Source organism: Streptococcus halitosis (assembly GCF_003143695.2).
Lineage (GTDB): Bacteria > Bacillota > Bacilli > Lactobacillales > Streptococcaceae > Streptococcus > Streptococcus halitosis.
Genome location: NZ_QEMY02000001.1, coordinates 1255794 through 1273409 on the forward strand (window position 1 = coordinate 1255794; position 17616 = coordinate 1273409).

Sequence of the window (17616 nt, forward strand, 5' to 3'; positions counted from 1 at the left end):
CCTCTATTCTTATTGGAAGCTGGATTGTTTGAGAAACTCTGTAATCGCAGCATCCAAGACTGCTTCTTCTGGCAAGTCTTTTGTTTCACGAATAGTTTCCAAAATCTCTGGATGTTGTGCATCAAAGAAATCATGAAACTCTTCCTCAAAACGAACAATGTCATCTACAGGAATCGTATCCAAGAAACCATGTGTCAAAGCATAGAGAATGGTTACTTGTTTCTCAACAGGTAGTGGTTTATGAACAGGTTGTTTCAATACTTCTACAGTACGACGTCCACGGTTCAACTTAGCCTGTGTTGCTGCATCCAAGTCAGAACCAAACTTAGTGAAGGCTTCCAACTCACGGTATGAAGCAAGGTCGATACGAAGTGTACCAGCAACCTTTTTCATGGCTTTGATTTGTGCAGAACCACCTACACGGGATACAGATGAACCCGCATCGATGGCTGGACGAATACCCGCATTGAAGAGACCATCACCGAGGAAGATTTGACCATCTGTGATTGAAATCACGTTGGTTGCGATATAAGCAGAGATATCTCCTGCTTGTGTCTCGATAAATGGTAGAGCTGTGATTGAACCACCACCAAGTTCATCAGAAACTTTAGCTGAGCGCTCAAGCAAACGGCTATGGAGGTAGAAAACATCCCCTGGGAAGGCTTCACGACCTGGTGGACGACGAAGCAAGAGAGAAAGTTCACGATAAGCGACCGCTTGTTTTGAAAGATCATCATAAACGATCAAAACATGCTTCCCTTGGTACATAAACTCTTCTGCCATGGCAACCCCAGCATAAGGAGCTAGGAAGAGCAATGGAGAAGGTTGTGAAGCAGAAGCTGTCACAACGATTGTGTAGTCCAAGGCACCGTACTGACGAAGTGTTTCAACTTGCGTACGAACAGTTGACTCTTTTTGTCCAATCGCTACATAGATACAGATCATATCTTGACCTTTTTGGTTCAAAATAGCATCAATAGCGATGGTTGTTTTCCCTGTCTGACGGTCACCGATAATCAACTCACGTTGACCACGACCAATCGGAACAAGGGCATCAATAGCTTTCAAACCTGTTTGCAATGGTTCTGATACAGACTTACGTTGCATAACACCAGGAGCCGACGCTTCTACTGGACGAGACTTATCAGTATGGATTTCTCCAAGACCGTCAACTGGACGACCAAGTGGATCCACAACACGTCCAATAAGGCTCTCACCAACAGGAACTTCCATGATTTTACCTGTACGACGAATGGTATCGCCTTCACGAATATCTGTAAAGTCACCTAGGATGATAATCCCAACGTCTGTTGACTCCAAGTTTTGCGCCATTCCATAAGAGCCGTTTTCAAAAATCAACAGCTCTCCACTCATGGCATTTTCAAGGCCGTGAGCACGCGCAATTCCGTCCCCGATATAGGTTACAACACCTGTTTCAGATACATCAAAATTGGGTTTGAAATTTTCAATTTGTTGCTTAATTAAAGCGCTGATTTCTTGTGCGTTAATTGCCAAAAGAACACCACTTTCTATTTCAAATTTTCTTTAACAACTCGAAGTTGTTGTTTAATACTCACATCAATTGTCTTGTGATTAGCAAAAATGACAAAACCACCAATGAGTCCTTCATCAATTTGTTCTTTGACACTCCGCACTTTCAGAGACATTTTTTTCTCTATCAATGGGAGCAGACGTTCCTTCTGTTCATCTGTTAAAGGATGGGCTGAAGAAATCGTGACTACAAAATGATTGGTCTCTTTTTCAAGGCGATTCAAACAATCCGCAATTACCTCATAAAAAAGATTTGCTCTGTGATTGTAAACCAGGACTTGAATAAAGTTTTGCATTAAAGGTGAGACAGAGTCTTGAAAAAAACCAACTGTATTTTCCTTATCAGACTCATCAACTGCTACCTGAGCTAAAAAAGAAGGTAAACCCGTTTCTTCTGCGACTTGCTTGATTTGATCCAAGTCTGAAAAAATCCGGTCCTCTTCTCCTTTTTCAATCACTAATTGGACAAAAGGCATGCTGTACTTTTCAATTACCTTTGCTGTTTTCTTGTCCATTAGGCTTCTCCTAGCTGATCGATATACTGATCAATGAGTTCCTTATGAGCATGACTGTCAAGGTTTTTTGAGATGATTTTACCAGCGAGACTAATCGTCAAATCTGCCACCTCGCCCTTAACACTTTGTAAAGCTTCAGCTTTATTTTGCGCAATTTCTTGGTTGGCTTTTTCTTTTAAGCGCCCTGCTTCAAGTTTAGCTTCGGCTAAAATATCGGCTTTACTTTTCTCAGCAGTTCCCTTTGCATTCTCGATAATCGTTTTAGCTTCGGTACGGCTACCTGCTAACTCAGCTTCACGTTGGTTAGCTAGTTCCTCAGCCTTTTTACGGGCTTCCTCGGCACCATCAATATCTGAAGAAATCTTTTCAGCACGTTCATCCAAGATGCTGGAAATATTTCCCCAAGCATATTTTTTCACTAAAAAGATTAATAAAAGGAAGGAACCAGCGATAAGAATAAAGTCACCGATAATGGTACTAATAGTTAAATCCATCTTCTAATCCTCCTCTACTTACTCTTCCCCTTCATTTATTTTTTTACCAATGTACATAGATGACAACATGGTAAATACATAAGCCTGAATACATGAAATGAAAATTGAAAAGGCTGTCCATAACATGTTTGCGATAAAGGCAAAAGGATACCAATACAAAGCATTTTGTGACAAGGCTAATAGCAATCCAGCTAAGACCTCACCGGCAAAAATATTTCCGTAGATCCGAATCGCCAAGGAAGCAAAATTGGTGAACTCTTCTAAAATGTTCATCGGAGTCATAAAGCCAGGTGTAACAAATGCTCTCAAATATTCTTTAACGCCTCTACGACGAACTCCTTCTACATGGGCGATCAAAGTGATCAAGAATGATAGGGATAAATCGTATCCAAGGTTGGCTGTTGGAGAAGTCCACAAGTTATAACCGTTTGTTGTTTGTACTTTTGCCATTAAGCCGATATTATTGGCAACCAAGATAAACAGAAATAGAGAAAACAGAAATAAGGAATAATCCTTGATGTATGATTCTCCAATGTTTGGTTTGGTAAAACCAATCACAAAGTCGTAAATCATCTCAAGAGCATTTTGTTTGCCCTTTGGACGGATGGTCATTTTACGACTTGCCCAGTAGACAAAGGCAAAAACCATCAAAACAGTTACAAGAGACATGGCAAGCAGGGTCAAATCAAAGGATATTGGTCCAATATTAACGGTTGGATTCAAACTTTCTTCCATGGTTTGACACCTCCATTTCTAAATAGAGTTGTCTATTTAATGACAAATGACATCGCCAAGGTTACAAAGAATGTTCCTTCGATAAAGGCAATCCCCATGATCATCAAACTACGCAATTGTGGGATGATATCTGGTTGGCGTGCTGCAGACTTGAACAAACCGTTCATCAAAAATCCTTCTGCAAGGGATACACCCATACAGGCAAGACATAGACCGAAAAATGTTAAATTCATGATGAATTCTCCTTTTATTTAAAATTTACTTACTTAGTTTAGTCCTAAAATTTGTTTTTGTCAACTTTTTACTTACGTTGGAAGCGTTTCAGATGATTTATTTTTATTTTTGCTATTTTTATACCACTGTATAGATAAGTTTCTCATTTTATGATGAAATGTGTTTCCACTTTTTCTATATTTTCCGAAATAAATTGAAAAATCCAAGTTTAGAACTTGGATAGATTCATTTTATTTGAAATAGTAGGAATAGTGTTGTTTACACCCTGGATTAAATGGAGATTTGCAATAAGGGCAGGCTATTTGTTTTTGATATTCTTGAAATGTTATTGTCCTCATACAAGCCCCACATAAAATCGGTCGATCCTCCGCAAGCGTCAAGGGGTAAGGTGAAAACAAATGCGTTTCTATAGCATTGTGGCACTGATAGCAAGCATAGTATTTTTTACACTCATAGCACTGGAGGGAAATAATATCCTTTTCACCATGATAGTGAACACATCTGCTTTCATTATCTACCAACAATCCTTGCACTTGAATCATTCACTTTTCCTTATCTAGGCACGAACTGTGACACTTGTCCCGTCTTCCTTATAGAGATTGATAAGACCTTCTTTGAGAGCTCGAACCATATCCCCAGCTTGCACAGGTTGAGGAACCTTAATGGTCAAGAGTTCCATTGGATTTGGAGCACGGTCGATTTTATTGCCTTTAGAATCGTGAAGATTTTCGATATAGGTTTCAAAATGACGGAAACCTGGTCCATAAAACTCAACTTGATCTCCTTCATTGATAACATTCCGTTGACGAATGGTTGCTGTCTGGGTTGCATCATCATAAGAAACCACCTCAGCGACAAACTTGTATTCAGGGATTTTACGACGTGCACCAAACAACTGTTCATTTTCTGTAGGTGTGTTATAGTAGAAACCTGTTGCCAATTCACGTTGGGCAACCTTCCACATCTCATCTACCAGGTCTTGTTTAATGGCTTCAAATTTTTCTGGGCTTTCAAGGTAAGCATCCACAGCCGCCTTGTAACAGTTGGTTACAGTGGAAACATAGTGGATTGATTTCATGCGTCCTTCAATCTTGAGACTGTCTACACCATTTTCGATCATATCTGGAATATGGTCAATCATAGACATATCAACGGCAGACATTGAAAATTCTTCTGGGATTTCACCCTTAAGGCTCTTACGTTCTTGACCAAAGGGCATATCGTAGAGGTCGTATTTCCAACGGCAAGACTGAGAACAGCCCCCGCGGTTAGCATCACGCATACTCATGTGGTTTGAAAGCGTACAGCGACCTGAGTAAGAAATACACATGGCTCCATGGACAAAAGCTTCAATCTCAACATCTGTACGTTTGCGAATCTCTGCCAATTCTTCCATTGAAACTTCACGAGCCAAAACCACGCGAGTTAGACCAAGTTCTTTCCAGAACTCTAGAGTTTCATAGTTAGTGGCACTTGCTTGGGTAGAGAGGTGGATTTCTAAACCTGGTGCTTCTGTTGCTGCAATCATGATCAAGGCTGGATCTGACACGATAACTGCGGCAATCCCGATGTCACGCAACTTACGGAACCATTCTCCAGCACCAGCTTCGTTTCCTTCGTGCATTACCATGTTAGCAGCCACATAGACCTTGGCACCGTACTTGGCAGCGAACTGGACACCTTCTTCCATCTGTTCAAAGGTAAAGTTTCCAGCACGGCTACGAAGACCATAGGCCTGTCCACCGATGAAGACTGCGTCCGCACCATATTGAACAGCTACTTTCAGTTTTTCTAAAGTTCCAGCAGGTGAAAGAACCTCAGGACGTTTTAATGTTTTTGTCATGTTTTCTCCTATTTGCAATATAAAAGTTTGACGTTTTTCCTTCTCATTTTATAGTAAATAAGTGATAAAATCAAGCCTAGACAGATTGTTTTGACAATTCTAATCTTCTTAAAAACGAAAAACTAGTCTTCTGAGACTAGTTGTTTTCAAGATAAAATTCAAAACGTTCACCCACATACTGACTCTTAACATATTCAAAAGCCGTCCCATCATCGAGATAGGAAACCTGAGTCAATGCCAGAATCGCATGCCCTTTCTCAACTTCTAAGTAATGGGCAATCTTTTCCTTAGCCAATCTCGCATAAATGGTCTGTTGGGATTTGCCAATCCGGTAGCCATATTTTTGCAAGGTTTGAAAGAAGTGACTAGTTACTTCTTCTTTTTTGAAGTCCTTAATAAATTTCTCAGGAATAGATGCTACTTCATAGACTAGTGGTACTTGGTCAGCATAACGCACCCGCTCCATGCGGATAATATTCTCTGTCGGAGTAATCCCCAGCTTTGCGACCTCTTGCTCATTTGGAATGGTTCTTCTGTAAGAAATGAGTTGGCTAGAAGGTACTTTCCCCTGAGATTTGACAATCTCCGTAAAACTAGTCGTTCCCCGCATTTTTTCTTGGACACGAGTACTAGAGACAAAAGTCCCACTCCCTACACGACGCTCCAAAACCCCTTCCTCAACCAAGAGAGAGATAGCTTGACGTAATGTCATCCGGCTAACTTGAAACTGTTCAGCTAAATCTCGCTCACTTGGAAGTCTCTCCCCGATTTTCCAATGATGCTCATCTATATCCTTCTTGATCTGATCGTGGATTTTCATATAAGCTGGTAACATGATTCTCACTTCTTTTCTTTATTTTCTCCATTGTACCGTATTTGCTAAGAAAAAGTCAAACTTTGCCTTGTTTAGTTGGTAATTCGCCCCTATTTGTGATAGAATATTGAAAAAGATATTTCTTTTGAGAAAGGAAAAAGATGAGCAACATTTCAACTGATTTGCAAGATGTCGAAAAAATCATCGTGCTGGACTATGGTAGCCAATACAACCAGCTGATTTCACGCCGTATTCGTGAAATTGGTGTTTTTTCAGAGCTAAAAAGTCACAAAATCTCAGCTGCAGAGGTTCGTGCGATTAACCCTGTAGGGATCATCTTCTCTGGTGGACCAAACTCTGTATACGAAGATGGTTCATTTGATATTGACCCAGAAATTTTTGAACTTGGCATTCCAATTTTGGGAATCTGCTATGGTATGCAACTTTTAACTCATAAACTTGGAGGAAAAGTTGTTCCTGCAGGTGATGCTGGTAACCGCGAGTATGGCCAATCACCACTTACTCATACCACTTCTGCCCTCTTTGAAGGGACTCCTGAAGAACAGATCGTTTTGATGAGTCATGGCGATGCTGTTACAGAGATTCCAGCTGATTTTGTTCGTACTGGCACTTCTGCTGACTGTCCTTATGCAGCTATTGAAAACCCAGAAAAGCACATTTACGGTATCCAATTCCACCCAGAAGTGCGCCATTCTGTATACGGAAATGATATCCTTCGCAACTTTGCCCTTAACATCTGTAAGGCTAAAGGCGACTGGTCAATGGACAACTTCATCGACATGCAGATCAAGAAAATCCGTGAAACTGTAGGTGACAAGCGTGTTCTTCTAGGTCTATCAGGTGGTGTTGACTCTTCTGTTGTTGGGGTTCTTCTTCAAAAAGCAATCGGTGATCAATTAATCTGTATCTTTGTAGATCACGGTCTTCTCCGTAAGGGAGAGGCTGACCAAGTTATGGACATGCTTGGTGGTAAGTTTGGTTTGAATATCGTCAAAGCAGACGCTGCAAAACGCTTCCTTGACAAACTTACTGGCGTTTCTGATCCTGAGCAAAAACGGAAAATCATTGGTAACGAATTTGTTTATGTCTTTGATGACGAAGCAAGCAAGCTAAAAGATGTAAAATTCCTTGCTCAGGGAACGCTTTACACTGACGTGATTGAGTCTGGTACAGATACAGCCCAAACCATCAAGTCACACCACAACGTTGGTGGTCTTCCAGAAGACATGCAGTTTGAATTGATTGAACCATTGAACACTCTTTATAAAGACGAAGTCCGTGCCCTCGGTACAGAGCTTGGTATGCCAGACCACATCGTATGGCGCCAACCATTCCCAGGACCAGGTCTCGCTATCCGTGTCATGGGTGAAATCACTGAAGAAAAACTAGAAACTGTTCGTGAGTCTGATGCTATCCTTCGTGAAGAAATCGCTAAAGCTGGACTTGACCGTGATATCTGGCAATATTTCACTGTCAACACAGGCGTTCGTTCAGTTGGTGTTATGGGTGATGGTCGTACTTATGACTACACGATTGCCATTCGTGCTATCACTTCTATCGATGGTATGACAGCTGACTTTGCCAAGATTCCTTGGGAAGTCCTTCAAAAGATTTCTGTACGTATCGTCAACGAAGTGGACCACGTTAACCGCATCGTCTACGATATTACAAGTAAACCACCTGCAACCGTTGAGTGGGAATAGAGTTAATGAGCTAAAGAAGCCCTAGAAATCAATATTTCTAAGGCTTTTTATTTTGCTTTAACAACAATTTAACAACAAAAACTATTTTTCAGTATTTAAACCTAATATCTTTTTAACCCTTTTGGTACTTTCTATATACATACCTTTCTTAGAGTCGCTAACAATTCTAGCATAATCTTCATTATCTTCACGCAATTCATAAACACGGTAAAAATCATTATTATATTCAAACTCACCAATAACATTTTCTTTTTTCATTATACTGCTCCCTTGTATATGAATTATAACTAATAATACGGTAAACTTCAATAGTTTACCGTAGGAATCTAAAGTTTAATCGGACAGACTTCGCTAGTCAGACAAAACTTTAGATTGAAAATTTTTAGTATGCTGATTGCCATTAAATTTACTTTTTCTGATATTATTATCACTCACCACTACTTTTCCAGTCATCCTAGTAGCTACTTCTTTCATAGCATTTGGTCTTAAATGAGAGTACGTTCCAAGTGTTGTCTTAATATCAGCATGTCCTAGACGATTTTGCATTTCTAAATCATTCATTCCTAGAGAAAGCATAAAGCTGGCATGAGAGTGCCTTAAATCGTGGATCCTTATTGATTTTATTTTTGCGTAATCACTATGAGATTTTAGAACACGTTTAAGAGTTGATTTTACCAACGGACTATCTGCTATGGAAAATACAAATTTACATTCTCCTATCTGAGATTGTGCTTTCTTCCAATATTTCAAGTGTTCTAATGTATCATCATCAAGATACAAAAGTCTTACACCTGATATAGATTTTGTATCAGTAAGATACCACTCTTTTTGGTTTTTATAATACATTGAACAGTCTATTAAAACAGTACCTTTTTCAAAATCTATTTTCGACCATTCAACTGCTTGTAATTCACTTGTTCTAACTCCAGTCATAAAGAAAAACCAAAATGTAGTAAAGTACAATAATTCATAGATATTAGATTTATCAAATGTACTAATGAATAGCTGAAATTCTTCCACCGTCCAAAAATCAACTTTAGGACGGTCTTTTTTTACGTTTCCTACCGTCTTAGCAACATTATTTGACAACATACCCAATTTAACTGCTAAATCAAAAACTTGTTGTAATATTTGATGAACAGAACGAATATAATTATTAGACAATCCCTCTATAAACATTGCATTTTGCCACTGCTTTACATGAGGTGCTTGAATATCTGATAACTTCATATTTTCAAAATATGACAGTCTTTTAAATTTAGATTGTGTCATATCAAAAGTACGTTTTCTTACTTGACTTTTATAATCTGGTATAAAATAGTCATCAAGAAACTTTTTAAAAGTCATTGTGCTATTAACGGTTATAGAACCTTTACCAAAGTCAGCAAGCATACGTAAGCGCCACTCTTGAGCTTCCTTTTGCGTTTTAAAGCCATTTTTAAACTTTTGTATTCTTTTACCAGTCTGAACATCAAAACCTAGAGAAACAGTTGCTCTATACGTGCCATTCCCCATAGGATAGATACTAGATATTTTAGGCATTTTCTTTTACTTCCAAATCTACTAGACTGGCTTCATCTATTTTCACACCCAAGATTTCTTCTACCGTTTCAAGTGGTACACGTCCTAAACCTTTACTTTCATACCAAGTTAAACCTTGACTAGCTAATTTTGCTTTAGCCTGTTTTACTAACATCATAGCTTGCCAACTTGAAAATCCTAATTTCATTAAATCTTTTTTTACAACAAACATACTATTTTCCCTTTCTTTATGTTATAATTATCTTGGTTTTTTATTTTGATGTGTGATTGATTTTCACGCATCTTTTTTTTGCATCTATTCCATAAATTCCTATCATTCATGAAAATATAAATATTATCTAGCTCCTGCCTTATCGGTATAGTCTTTTTAAATCGTATCACACGAAGATCAGTATCTAATCTTTTATCAAAGAACATCACAATTTTTTTAGTCATTTTTATTTCCCCCATGAAAAATTGTTATTTTGCTCAATCGAAAATTCTTTGACTTCTGTATAATCTTTATCATTCATTTTTTCAAGTCCAATAGCTAACAAATATTTTATATACGCATTTGCAGATTCTACACCTTGGGAACTCTCATAAGCCTTATAAACTTTGGTAAGCGTTCGTGCAACTTGAGTTTCTAGAAATTCTTTTGACTTTAGCAAAGTAGTCTCTTCTCTGATTGTTTTCAATTTTGTACGCTCCTTTGTTTGGATATATTCATTCCACCATGAAACAGTTTCCCTTCTGGATTTTTTTGTATCTATTGAGTATTTATCTGATAAAACAAAGCGATAATGACTTGCTAATACAGAAAAAAACAAATCTTTCAATGGTTTCTTCGAAGCCATATTTTGAGCAAATAAAACAGCCTTATCTCCAAATAATCTCAACTCCGAACGAACCCATGAGTTAATTCCAATATCGCTTGCTTTCTCTCCTTGTTCCATCAGCTTATTATATACTCCCCACTGTTGCGAGTTACTTCCTTTTTTCCCAATATTTATAGTTTCTCCAACGATTTCGCCATCTTCAAGTCTACCGGTTTCGTGATACTCATATTTTTTTGAATAGCTAATACACAAGCCTTGTTTGCAATATTCGTATATTTTTTGAACAGATAGACTTCCATCATAAATATCATTCGCTACATCTAACCTTGTAAAATGTGCGCAATCATTAAGATACCGACTTATTAAAGCGCTCCAGTTATTAACTGAACCATTCATAAATTGTTCATATTGTCTACATCCTTGCCCCCTCATCTCGGTAAATATTCCCATTCCATAATTCATTGAATTATCATCATTAAGAGAAAAATAAACCTTAATATCTGCATAGGCAAAATGATGGTTATATCGGTTTGTACCGTACAACTCGAGAACAAAATCATTAAAATTTAATTTTAGTAATTCTTCAATTACATATTTACAAGACCTAATATAATCAGCATCGTCAACTGGTTTTACTGTGTTAGCAAACCAGTCAATAGTGACTGTATTACTCCTCTTCAAATTCTCTTACCTCTAATTTAATACCATCAAAGCATTCTCTCGAACGATTCCATTTTGGTTTAATAGCATAATCTGTCAGAATGATATAACGAGTTAAACCTTTATCTTTAAACATTTTGACTTTCTCCAAATCACCTGAGATCTCAAATACAAAGTCTTTCAATTCTCCAATCTCAGAAACCATACCTTTTTCTTCAAGGAACTGAGCTAATTCCCCATCTTTAGAATAAACCGTGTACCGTTCAATTTTATCAGTTTTTGTACTTTCTCCGTTAATCTCAACATATTCATATTTTTCTCTAGCTTTTGAGAAATCAACTCTTAATATTCTCGGAATCTCAAATTGTTCCTTATCAAATTCAAACTCACCTTTAATAAATTGTGTTGCAGTTATTTTAAATTTTTCCATTCTTATATTTCCTTTTCTATATGTTTGATAAAATTTCACAATCTTTTTTTCCTTGCTGAAATTCACTTGTCTTTCGGCAAAAGACATCAAACAGGCTCTATTCCCTTGTGGCTCTAGGCGCCAATGCGATTTCGTTCAATAAAATGCACTCCGTACCTACTCTCCCAAGGGTTTGAAGGCTCTTCAATGTCTTTTAGACCTACCTATTAGAGATTGTAGGTCTTTTTTTCCTAAAAGTTTGTGAAATATACTGTTTTACTGATAGGTTACTAGTACCCGCTGGTACCCGCTAGTACACGCAGTCGCTGGCTCACGCTTTCGCTCCTGCTACTAGCTACCAGCTACTAGTAACCTATCCTTAGTTGCTAGTGACCGCTAGTGACCACTAGTGACCGCAGTCGCTGGCTTACGCTTGCTCCTGCTACTAGTTACTAGCTACTAGCAACAAAAAACCAAAATTACTAATATACTAGTCTTTAAAGAAAAATCCTCAAAGACTTTTTTATACAATCATAGACAGTTACCCCCAATACTTGCCAAACATAGTATAGTTTGATATAATTAGTCTTAATAGGACTAATTATATTTTAGTCCAAATAAGACTAATTGTCAACAAAAAAATAGTCTTATTTGGAATTTTTTTGAAAGTAGGTATTTATATGTTAGATTTTCCAAACAGATTAAAAGAAAAACGAAAAAATAAAGGATATACCCAAGAACAAATGTCTAAACTGTTAGATATTGGGCAGAGCGCCTATGCCAAGTGGGAAAACGGTCGGACTGAACCCACTCTCGAAAATATAGTAAAACTATCAAAAATACTAGATACTTCCACTGATGAACTATTGGGAAGACAAGTCAATTTTGGAGACAGGATTATATTTGATATATCTAAATATGACTTAAGCAATTTGAAGAACTTTAGTGAGCAAGAGATTTATGATTTAAAAGCTACAATAGTTCTTGAATTGTTAGATGAGTCCACAAATACACTAGCAGTCAAAAATAGACTAACTATCAAAAACAAACTTGACAAAGATGAAGAAAGCATTTTAGATGCTTTGCTTACTGAATCTAAAACATTTGCAGATGAGATAATAGCATTTGATAAATTCAGAAAATCACAAAAAAGTTTTAAATGGCCTTGGCAAAAAAATAACAACAATTTAACAACAAAAGACTCAAATAATATCAAATAGTACTCATTGATTGTATTATCAATCACTATTAAATCAACTATCCTAAATAGTCAATATCTGACTTTTAGTGAGTGGGAATAGGCCAATCGCACTTAAAAAGAACTCTGAATCAGATTCAGAGTTCTTTTTTATATGCAGGGAAAGCATTTCTGCTTTCCTTTTTTTATTTGCGTTTCTTCTTCGCTTTTTTCATTTTGTTGGCCATGCGTTTCATAGATTGTTTCATGGCAAATTCACCGATTTTACCTTTAAGTCCGCCACCAAACATCTGGCTCATATCTGGCATGCCTGCTCCTCCGAGAGCTGACATATCCGGCATGCCACCCTGTCCCATCATGTCTTCAAGGGCAGACATATCCATTCCTCCCATATTTGGCATATTTTTAGGAAGGTTATTTGGATTGATTCCCATCTGCTTCATCATCTTGTTCATATCCCCAGACATGACACCTTGCATAAGCTGTTTAGCCTGGTTAAAGTCTTTGATGAATTTATTGACTTCGACAAAGGTATTTCCAGAACCTGCAGCGATACGACGGCGACGACTTGGATTTAACAAATCAGGGTTTTCACGTTCTTCAGGTGTCATGGAAGATACGATGGCACGTTTGCGTGCAATCTGGCGCTCATCCACCTTCATATTTTGAAGGGCAGGGTTGTTAGCCATACCTGGAATCATCTTGAGCAAGTCTTCCATTGGCCCCATGTTTTGCACCTGATCCAATTGATCAATGAAATCATTGAAATCAAAGGTGTTTTCACGCATCTTTTCAGCCATTTCAAGGGCTTTCTGCTCATCGTATTCCTGAGAAGCTTTCTCAATCAAGGTCAGCATATCCCCCATGCCAAGGATACGGCTTGACATACGGTCTGGGTGGAAGGTTTCGATATCTGTAATCTTTTCACCCGTACCAGTGAACTTGATAGGTTTACCAGTGATGTGGCGAACAGACAAAGCCGCACCACCACGAGTATCCCCATCAATCTTGGTAAGGATAACACCAGTCACTTCTAACTGAGCATTAAACTCACGGGCAACATTAGCCGCTTCCTGACCAATCATGGCGTCCACTACGAGTAGAATTTCGTTTGGTTGGGCCAATGCTTTTACGTCACGAAGCTCATTCATGAGAAGTTCATCAATCTGTAAACGACCTGCCGTATCGATTAAGACATAGTCGTTATGATTGGCTTGTGCTTGCTCCAAACCTTGTCGAACAATCTCAACAGCTGGAACTTCTGTTCCAAGAGCGAAAACAGGAACATCAATCTGCTGTCCAAGTGTTTTCAGCTGATCGATGGCTGCTGGACGATAAATATCCGCCGCAATCATCAAAGGACGAGCATTTTCTTCCTTCTTGAGTTTATTAGCCAGCTTACCAGCAAAGGTCGTTTTACCAGCCCCTTGCAAACCGACCATCATAATAATCGTAGGAATCTTAGGTGACTTGATAATTTCAGCCGTATCAGATCCTAAAATGGCTGTCAATTCCTCATCAACGATTTTGATAATCTGTTGTGCTGGATTAAGGGTATCAATGACGTCGTGCCCTACTGCACGCTCACGAACCTTCTTGATAAAATCCTTTACAACAGGCAAGGCAACGTCAGCTTCCAGCAAGGCCAAACGAATCTCTTTGGTTGCTTCTTGGACATCAGCCTCAGAAATTTTTCCCTTTTTACGTAGATTTTTAAAGACGTTCTGTAAACGTTCTGTTAAACTTTCAAATGCCATTTTTTTCTCCTATGTTTCATTAATTCGGTGGAAAACGTCCAAAATCTTGTAAACAAACAAGTTCTTCTGGAGTGACTTCTTTCATTATCTCATTTGGATATCCCCAACAGCTAAATCCCTCTTGAAGAGCTCGGGAGATAGAATCAGGTGAGAGGATTTGTAGTCTTATGGGAAAAGGGTCCTCAGCAGCTAATAGTGTACAGGGTATACCTTTGTAGATGACTATACTTCCCACACTTATTCTCTATTATCAATGCTTGTTAAAACTTCTATCTGCTCCTGCAGAAAGTCATCCTTAGGATAACGCTCCAAGATCTGGTCAAAAATCTGACTGCGGACAATGTAGTCCGAATACATGTGCAATTTCATCTCATAATCTTCTAGAATCTTTTCCGTCCGCTTGATATTATCATAAACAGCTTGACGACTGACACCGAACTCTTCAGCAATCTCAGCAAGACTGTAGTCATCAGCATAGTAGAGTTCAATATAATTCATCTGCTTATCTGTCAAAAGCGCAGCATAAAATTCAAAAAGTGCATTCATGCGATTGGTTTTTTCGATTTCCATAACCTTTATTATACCAAAAAATCTATCATATCGCTATACTAGAAGGCCTTCTTACAAAAATAGAACTAAAAAAAGAACCTTGCAAAGCAAGATTCTTTTAATGTCTGACTTAAATAATTGTTCTTCTGGGAACTTAATCGAATTAAGCTTCGATTTCTGTAACCATACCTGAACCAACAGTACGTCCACCCTCACGGATAGAGAATGTAGTACCTTGTTCTACGGCGATTGGGTGGATCAACTCAACGTCGATAGTCACGTTATCACCAGGCATTACCATTTCAGTACCTGCTGGAAGTTCGATTGAACCTGTAACGTCAGTAGTACGGAAGTAGAATTGTGGGCGGTAGTTGTTGAAGAATGGAGTGTGACGTCCACCTTCTTCTTTAGTAAGGATGTAGACTTCACCTTTGAATTTAGTGTGTGGGTTGATTGAACCTGGTTTAGCGATAACTTGTCCACGTTCGATTTCGTCACGTTGAATACCACGAAGAAGTACACCTACGTTATCTCCGGCAAGACCTTCATCAAGTTGTTTACGGAACATTTCAACACCAGTAACAACTGCTTTTTTAGTTTCGTCTTTGATACCAACGATTTCGATTTCGTCGTTGACACGAACAGTACCGCGGTCGATACGTCCTGAAGCAACAGTACCACGTCCAGTGATTGAGAATACGTCTTCGACTGGGAGAAGCAATGGTTTATCTGTATCACGTTCTGGTTCTGGGATGTACTCATCAACAGTATCCATCAATTCCATGATGATGTCTTCGTATTTAGTATCACCTTCAAGTGCTTTAAGAGCTGAACCTTGGATAACTGGAAGATCGTCGCCTGGGAAGTCGTATTCTGACAAGAGGTCACGGATTTCCATTTCAACCAATTCAAGCAATTCTTCGTCGTCTACCAAGTCAATTTTGTTCATGAAGACGATAAGGTGTTTAACACCAACTTGACGTGAAAGAAGGATGTGTTCACGAGTTTGTGGCATTGGTCCGTCAGTTGAAGCTACTACAAGGATAGCTCCGTCCATTTGAGCGGCACCAGTGATCATGTTTTTAACGTAGTCCGCGTGTCCTGGAGCGTCGATGTGAGCATAGTGACGTTTTGCAGTTTCATACTCAACGTGCGCAGTGTTGATAGTGATACCGCGTTCGCGTTCTTCTGGAGCAGCATCGATAGACGCATAGTCTTTAGGTTGGTTAACTGCTGAAGGCAAGCGACGTGCCAAAACAGTTGTGATAGCTGCAGTCAAAGTAGTTTTACCGTGGTCAACGTGTCCGATAGTACCAATGTTAACGTGTGGTTTACTACGATCGTATTTTTCTTTTGCCATTTGAGTAAAAGCCTCCAATAAAATATATTTTATAGATAGACAGTAGGCAATACAGTCTAACTTTCCTTACTATTTTATCAAATTTCTGCTAAATTGCAAGTGTTTTACCCATATTTTATGAATTAATCTGAATCTTACAAAGTGCTGTTCTTCTGCTTCTTTATACAATTCAAGCTTATTTCATTCTAGCGGTATTATGCTCACAAAAAAATCAGGTTCCCCTGATTCTAAATAGATTCTGATTTTTCCAGTTCTTTAGCTTCCTTATGATTTTCATATAATTTCGCCAAGAACTTAGTGATTTCTTTGAGAATAGAATAGGTTGGCACTGCTACAATCATCCCTATGACGCCGTAGATATTACTTGACAGTAAGAGGAGTACCAAAATCGTAATCGGGTGTACTTTCATAACCCCTCCAACGATACGTGGATAGAGAACATTTCCATCAATCTGTTGAATAATAAGCATATAAGCAACCGCAATCAACATACGATGAGGATCCGTGAACACATTGGCAATCACCATCGGAATCAAGCCTATACTTGGACCAACATAAGGAATCAAATTTGCGATTCCAGAGAAAATAGCAAAAACAAGAGCGTACTTTAAGCCGATAACGCTATAACCAATATAGGCTAAACATCCGATAATAACGGCATCAATTGCAATTCCACTGATGTAGCGCGCTATAGTTGCATTGAGATTGGTTAAGAGGCTAGAGAGATTTAATTTGTCATGTTTTAAGACAGTTCGTTCCAACATAGGCAGCAACTTACGTCCATCTAACAAGAAATAAATCAAGAAGACGGGGGTCATAATGAGAATCAGAACTGTACTAAACAAGGCTGAAAGGACGCTTCCTAAACTGTTGCTGACGCTATTCAGAATATTCTGTAGGATATCCACATAGGAGAGATTAAGTTGTTGAATGGTTTGTTGAATATCAATATTTTGGAAGACTGGATTCATGGACAAATCAATGATCAAATCTTGTAGTCTACTATAGATGTTTTGACTAGAAATAATCAAGCTTGTCAACTGATTAATCAAAATCGGTAAGAGATAAACAACACCTACAACGATGGCACCAATTAAAGCACAGAGAGTGACCAAGACACCAATTAGACGATTAATCTTACATCTCTTTTCTAAAAAGGTAACGATTGGATTGGTAATGTAGTAAAAAAATCCACCAAGCAAAAATGGAATCATGATGGTATTCACAACCGTCACAAAGGGAGTAATGATGGCACCCATTTCTCTCCAAAGATAGAAAATCAGTGTTAATAATAAAATTTCAGCTGTCCAAAAAAATAATTTGTTTCTACGGAACATAGGCATCCTCCTTGTCTCTATTTTATCATATTTCTTAAAAAGATAAGATGGCTTTAGTAAAAAAGCGAGAATATTT

At 38.3% G+C, this 17616-nt stretch carries 20 protein-coding genes; 2 read left to right on the top strand and 18 right to left on the bottom strand.

Features of this window, described 5'->3' with window-relative positions:
• Nucleotides 1-9: 9 nt before the first annotated feature.
• From atpA to DB729_RS06265, 8 genes are all read right to left on the bottom strand, one after another.
• A complete protein-coding gene (gene atpA, locus DB729_RS06230; protein WP_033584144.1) occupies nucleotides 10-1515 on the bottom strand; it encodes a F0F1 ATP synthase subunit alpha in 1506 nt (501 codons plus the stop codon).
• 14 nt (nucleotides 1516-1529) lie between these two features.
• Nucleotides 1530-2066: a F0F1 ATP synthase subunit delta gene (locus DB729_RS06235; RefSeq protein ID WP_109289967.1), complete on the bottom strand. Its 537-nt coding sequence runs from the start codon at nucleotides 2064-2066 to the stop codon at nucleotides 1530-1532.
• Nucleotides 2066-2560, bottom strand: a complete 495-nt coding sequence (gene atpF, locus DB729_RS06240; RefSeq protein ID WP_070535199.1) for a F0F1 ATP synthase subunit B — start codon at nucleotides 2558-2560, stop codon at nucleotides 2066-2068. Before atpF ends, DB729_RS06235 begins: the two co-directional genes overlap by 1 nt.
• Nucleotides 2561-2578: 18 nt before the next feature.
• Entirely contained in the window at nucleotides 2579-3295 is a 717-nt protein-coding gene (gene atpB / locus DB729_RS06245) for a F0F1 ATP synthase subunit A (RefSeq protein ID WP_000392938.1), read from the bottom strand.
• 32 nt (nucleotides 3296-3327) lie between these two features.
• On the bottom strand, nucleotides 3328-3528 hold the full coding sequence (locus DB729_RS06250; RefSeq protein WP_001054551.1) for a F0F1 ATP synthase subunit C: 201 nt from the start codon (nucleotides 3526-3528) through the stop codon (nucleotides 3328-3330).
• Nucleotides 3529-3759: 231 nt separating this feature from the next.
• Nucleotides 3760-4071 carry a CHY zinc finger protein gene (locus tag DB729_RS06255; RefSeq protein ID WP_080566831.1) on the bottom strand — a complete coding sequence of 104 codons (312 nt, stop codon included), beginning with the start codon at nucleotides 4069-4071 and terminating at the stop codon, nucleotides 3760-3762.
• A gap of 14 nt (nucleotides 4072-4085) precedes the next feature.
• On the bottom strand, nucleotides 4086-5372 hold the full coding sequence (locus DB729_RS06260; RefSeq protein ID WP_109289966.1) for a peptidase U32 family protein: 1287 nt from the start codon (nucleotides 5370-5372) through the stop codon (nucleotides 4086-4088).
• Nucleotides 5373-5508: 136 nt separating this feature from the next.
• A complete protein-coding gene (locus tag DB729_RS06265; RefSeq protein WP_109289965.1) occupies nucleotides 5509-6207 on the bottom strand; it encodes a GntR family transcriptional regulator in 699 nt (232 codons plus the stop codon).
• Nucleotides 6208-6347: 140 nt separating this feature from the next.
• On the opposite strand from DB729_RS06265, the gene guaA reads away from it, so the two are divergent.
• Complete coding sequence (gene guaA, locus DB729_RS06270) at nucleotides 6348-7910, top strand: glutamine-hydrolyzing GMP synthase (RefSeq protein ID WP_109289964.1); 1563 nt, start codon at nucleotides 6348-6350, stop codon at nucleotides 7908-7910.
• Between the two features lie 81 nt (nucleotides 7911-7991).
• Here guaA and DB729_RS09455 read toward each other — a convergent pair whose 3' ends face one another.
• The 5 genes from DB729_RS09455 to DB729_RS06290 all read right to left on the bottom strand — a co-directional run bounded on the left by DB729_RS09455 (nucleotide 7992) and on the right by DB729_RS06290 (nucleotide 11447).
• Complete coding sequence (locus DB729_RS09455) at nucleotides 7992-8168, bottom strand: hypothetical protein (protein WP_165442229.1); 177 nt, start codon at nucleotides 8166-8168, stop codon at nucleotides 7992-7994.
• A gap of 93 nt (nucleotides 8169-8261) precedes the next feature.
• On the bottom strand, nucleotides 8262-9452 hold the full coding sequence (locus tag DB729_RS06275) for a site-specific integrase (RefSeq protein WP_109289963.1): 1191 nt from the start codon (nucleotides 9450-9452) through the stop codon (nucleotides 8262-8264).
• On the bottom strand, nucleotides 9445-9663 hold the full coding sequence (locus tag DB729_RS06280; protein WP_109289962.1) for a DUF3173 family protein: 219 nt from the start codon (nucleotides 9661-9663) through the stop codon (nucleotides 9445-9447). Before DB729_RS06280 ends, DB729_RS06275 begins: the two co-directional genes overlap by 8 nt.
• 226 nt (nucleotides 9664-9889) lie before the next feature.
• Nucleotides 9890-10951, bottom strand: coding sequence for a replication initiation factor domain-containing protein (locus DB729_RS06285; protein ID WP_109289960.1), 1062 nt, complete (start codon nucleotides 10949-10951; stop codon nucleotides 9890-9892).
• Nucleotides 10938-11447: a hypothetical protein gene (locus tag DB729_RS06290; protein WP_109289959.1), complete on the bottom strand. Its 510-nt coding sequence runs from the start codon at nucleotides 11445-11447 to the stop codon at nucleotides 10938-10940. The genes DB729_RS06285 and DB729_RS06290 overlap by 14 nt, the downstream gene beginning before the upstream one ends.
• A gap of 572 nt (nucleotides 11448-12019) precedes the next feature.
• On the opposite strand from DB729_RS06290, the gene DB729_RS06295 reads away from it, so the two are divergent.
• Nucleotides 12020-12559, top strand: coding sequence for a helix-turn-helix domain-containing protein (locus DB729_RS06295; RefSeq protein ID WP_049536210.1), 540 nt, complete (start codon nucleotides 12020-12022; stop codon nucleotides 12557-12559).
• A gap of 163 nt (nucleotides 12560-12722) precedes the next feature.
• Here the strand turns inward: DB729_RS06295 and ffh are convergent, their stop codons facing one another.
• The 5 genes from ffh to DB729_RS06320 form a co-directional block, all read right to left on the bottom strand.
• Entirely contained in the window at nucleotides 12723-14294 is a 1572-nt protein-coding gene (ffh, locus tag DB729_RS06300) for a signal recognition particle protein (RefSeq protein WP_000863599.1), read from the bottom strand.
• A gap of 19 nt (nucleotides 14295-14313) precedes the next feature.
• Nucleotides 14314-14529 carry a hypothetical protein gene (locus DB729_RS09545; protein ID WP_000534888.1) on the bottom strand — a complete coding sequence of 72 codons (216 nt, stop codon included), beginning with the start codon at nucleotides 14527-14529 and terminating at the stop codon, nucleotides 14314-14316.
• A gap of 2 nt (nucleotides 14530-14531) precedes the next feature.
• Nucleotides 14532-14864, bottom strand: a complete 333-nt coding sequence (locus tag DB729_RS06310; protein ID WP_000402068.1) for a putative DNA-binding protein — start codon at nucleotides 14862-14864, stop codon at nucleotides 14532-14534.
• A 142-nt stretch (nucleotides 14865-15006) separates the two neighbouring features.
• On the bottom strand, nucleotides 15007-16203 hold the full coding sequence (gene tuf, locus DB729_RS06315) for an elongation factor Tu (RefSeq protein WP_001040715.1): 1197 nt from the start codon (nucleotides 16201-16203) through the stop codon (nucleotides 15007-15009).
• A gap of 227 nt (nucleotides 16204-16430) precedes the next feature.
• The gene (locus DB729_RS06320) at nucleotides 16431-17540 is read right to left on the bottom strand and encodes an AI-2E family transporter (RefSeq protein WP_000489824.1); all 1110 of its coding nucleotides are present in this window, start codon (nucleotides 17538-17540) and stop codon (nucleotides 16431-16433) included.
• Nucleotides 17541-17616 lie beyond the last annotated feature (76 nt).

Coding starts and splice junctions, on each gene's coding strand:
- DB729_RS06235 (WP_109289967.1), bottom strand. CDS start 2,066: ATGGACAAGAAAACAGCAAAGGTAATTGAAAAGTACAGCATGCCTTTT.
- atpF (WP_070535199.1), bottom strand. CDS start 2,560: ATGGATTTAACTATTAGTACCATTATCGGTGACTTTATTCTTATCGCT.
- atpB (WP_000392938.1), bottom strand. CDS start 3,295: ATGGAAGAAAGTTTGAATCCAACCGTTAATATTGGACCAATATCCTTT.
- DB729_RS06250 (WP_001054551.1), bottom strand. CDS start 3,528: ATGAATTTAACATTTTTCGGTCTATGTCTTGCCTGTATGGGTGTATCC.
- DB729_RS06255 (WP_080566831.1), bottom strand. CDS start 4,071: ATGATTCAAGTGCAAGGATTGTTGGTAGATAATGAAAGCAGATGTGTT.
- DB729_RS06260 (WP_109289966.1), bottom strand. CDS start 5,372: ATGACAAAAACATTAAAACGTCCTGAGGTTCTTTCACCTGCTGGAACT.
- DB729_RS06265 (WP_109289965.1), bottom strand. CDS start 6,207: ATGTTACCAGCTTATATGAAAATCCACGATCAGATCAAGAAGGATATA.
- guaA (WP_109289964.1), top strand. CDS start 6,348: ATGAGCAACATTTCAACTGATTTGCAAGATGTCGAAAAAATCATCGTG.
- DB729_RS09455 (WP_165442229.1), bottom strand. CDS start 8,168: ATGAAAAAAGAAAATGTTATTGGTGAGTTTGAATATAATAATGATTTT.
- DB729_RS06275 (WP_109289963.1), bottom strand. CDS start 9,452: ATGCCTAAAATATCTAGTATCTATCCTATGGGGAATGGCACGTATAGA.
- DB729_RS06280 (WP_109289962.1), bottom strand. CDS start 9,663: ATGTTTGTTGTAAAAAAAGATTTAATGAAATTAGGATTTTCAAGTTGG.
- DB729_RS06290 (WP_109289959.1), bottom strand. CDS start 11,447: ATGTCTTTTGCCGAAAGACAAGTGAATTTCAGCAAGGAAAAAAAGATT.
- DB729_RS06295 (WP_049536210.1), top strand. CDS start 12,020: ATGTTAGATTTTCCAAACAGATTAAAAGAAAAACGAAAAAATAAAGGA.
- ffh (WP_000863599.1), bottom strand. CDS start 14,294: ATGGCATTTGAAAGTTTAACAGAACGTTTACAGAACGTCTTTAAAAAT.
- DB729_RS06310 (WP_000402068.1), bottom strand. CDS start 14,864: ATGGAAATCGAAAAAACCAATCGCATGAATGCACTTTTTGAATTTTAT.
- tuf (WP_001040715.1), bottom strand. CDS start 16,203: ATGGCAAAAGAAAAATACGATCGTAGTAAACCACACGTTAACATTGGT.
- DB729_RS06320 (WP_000489824.1), bottom strand. CDS start 17,540: ATGTTCCGTAGAAACAAATTATTTTTTTGGACAGCTGAAATTTTATTA.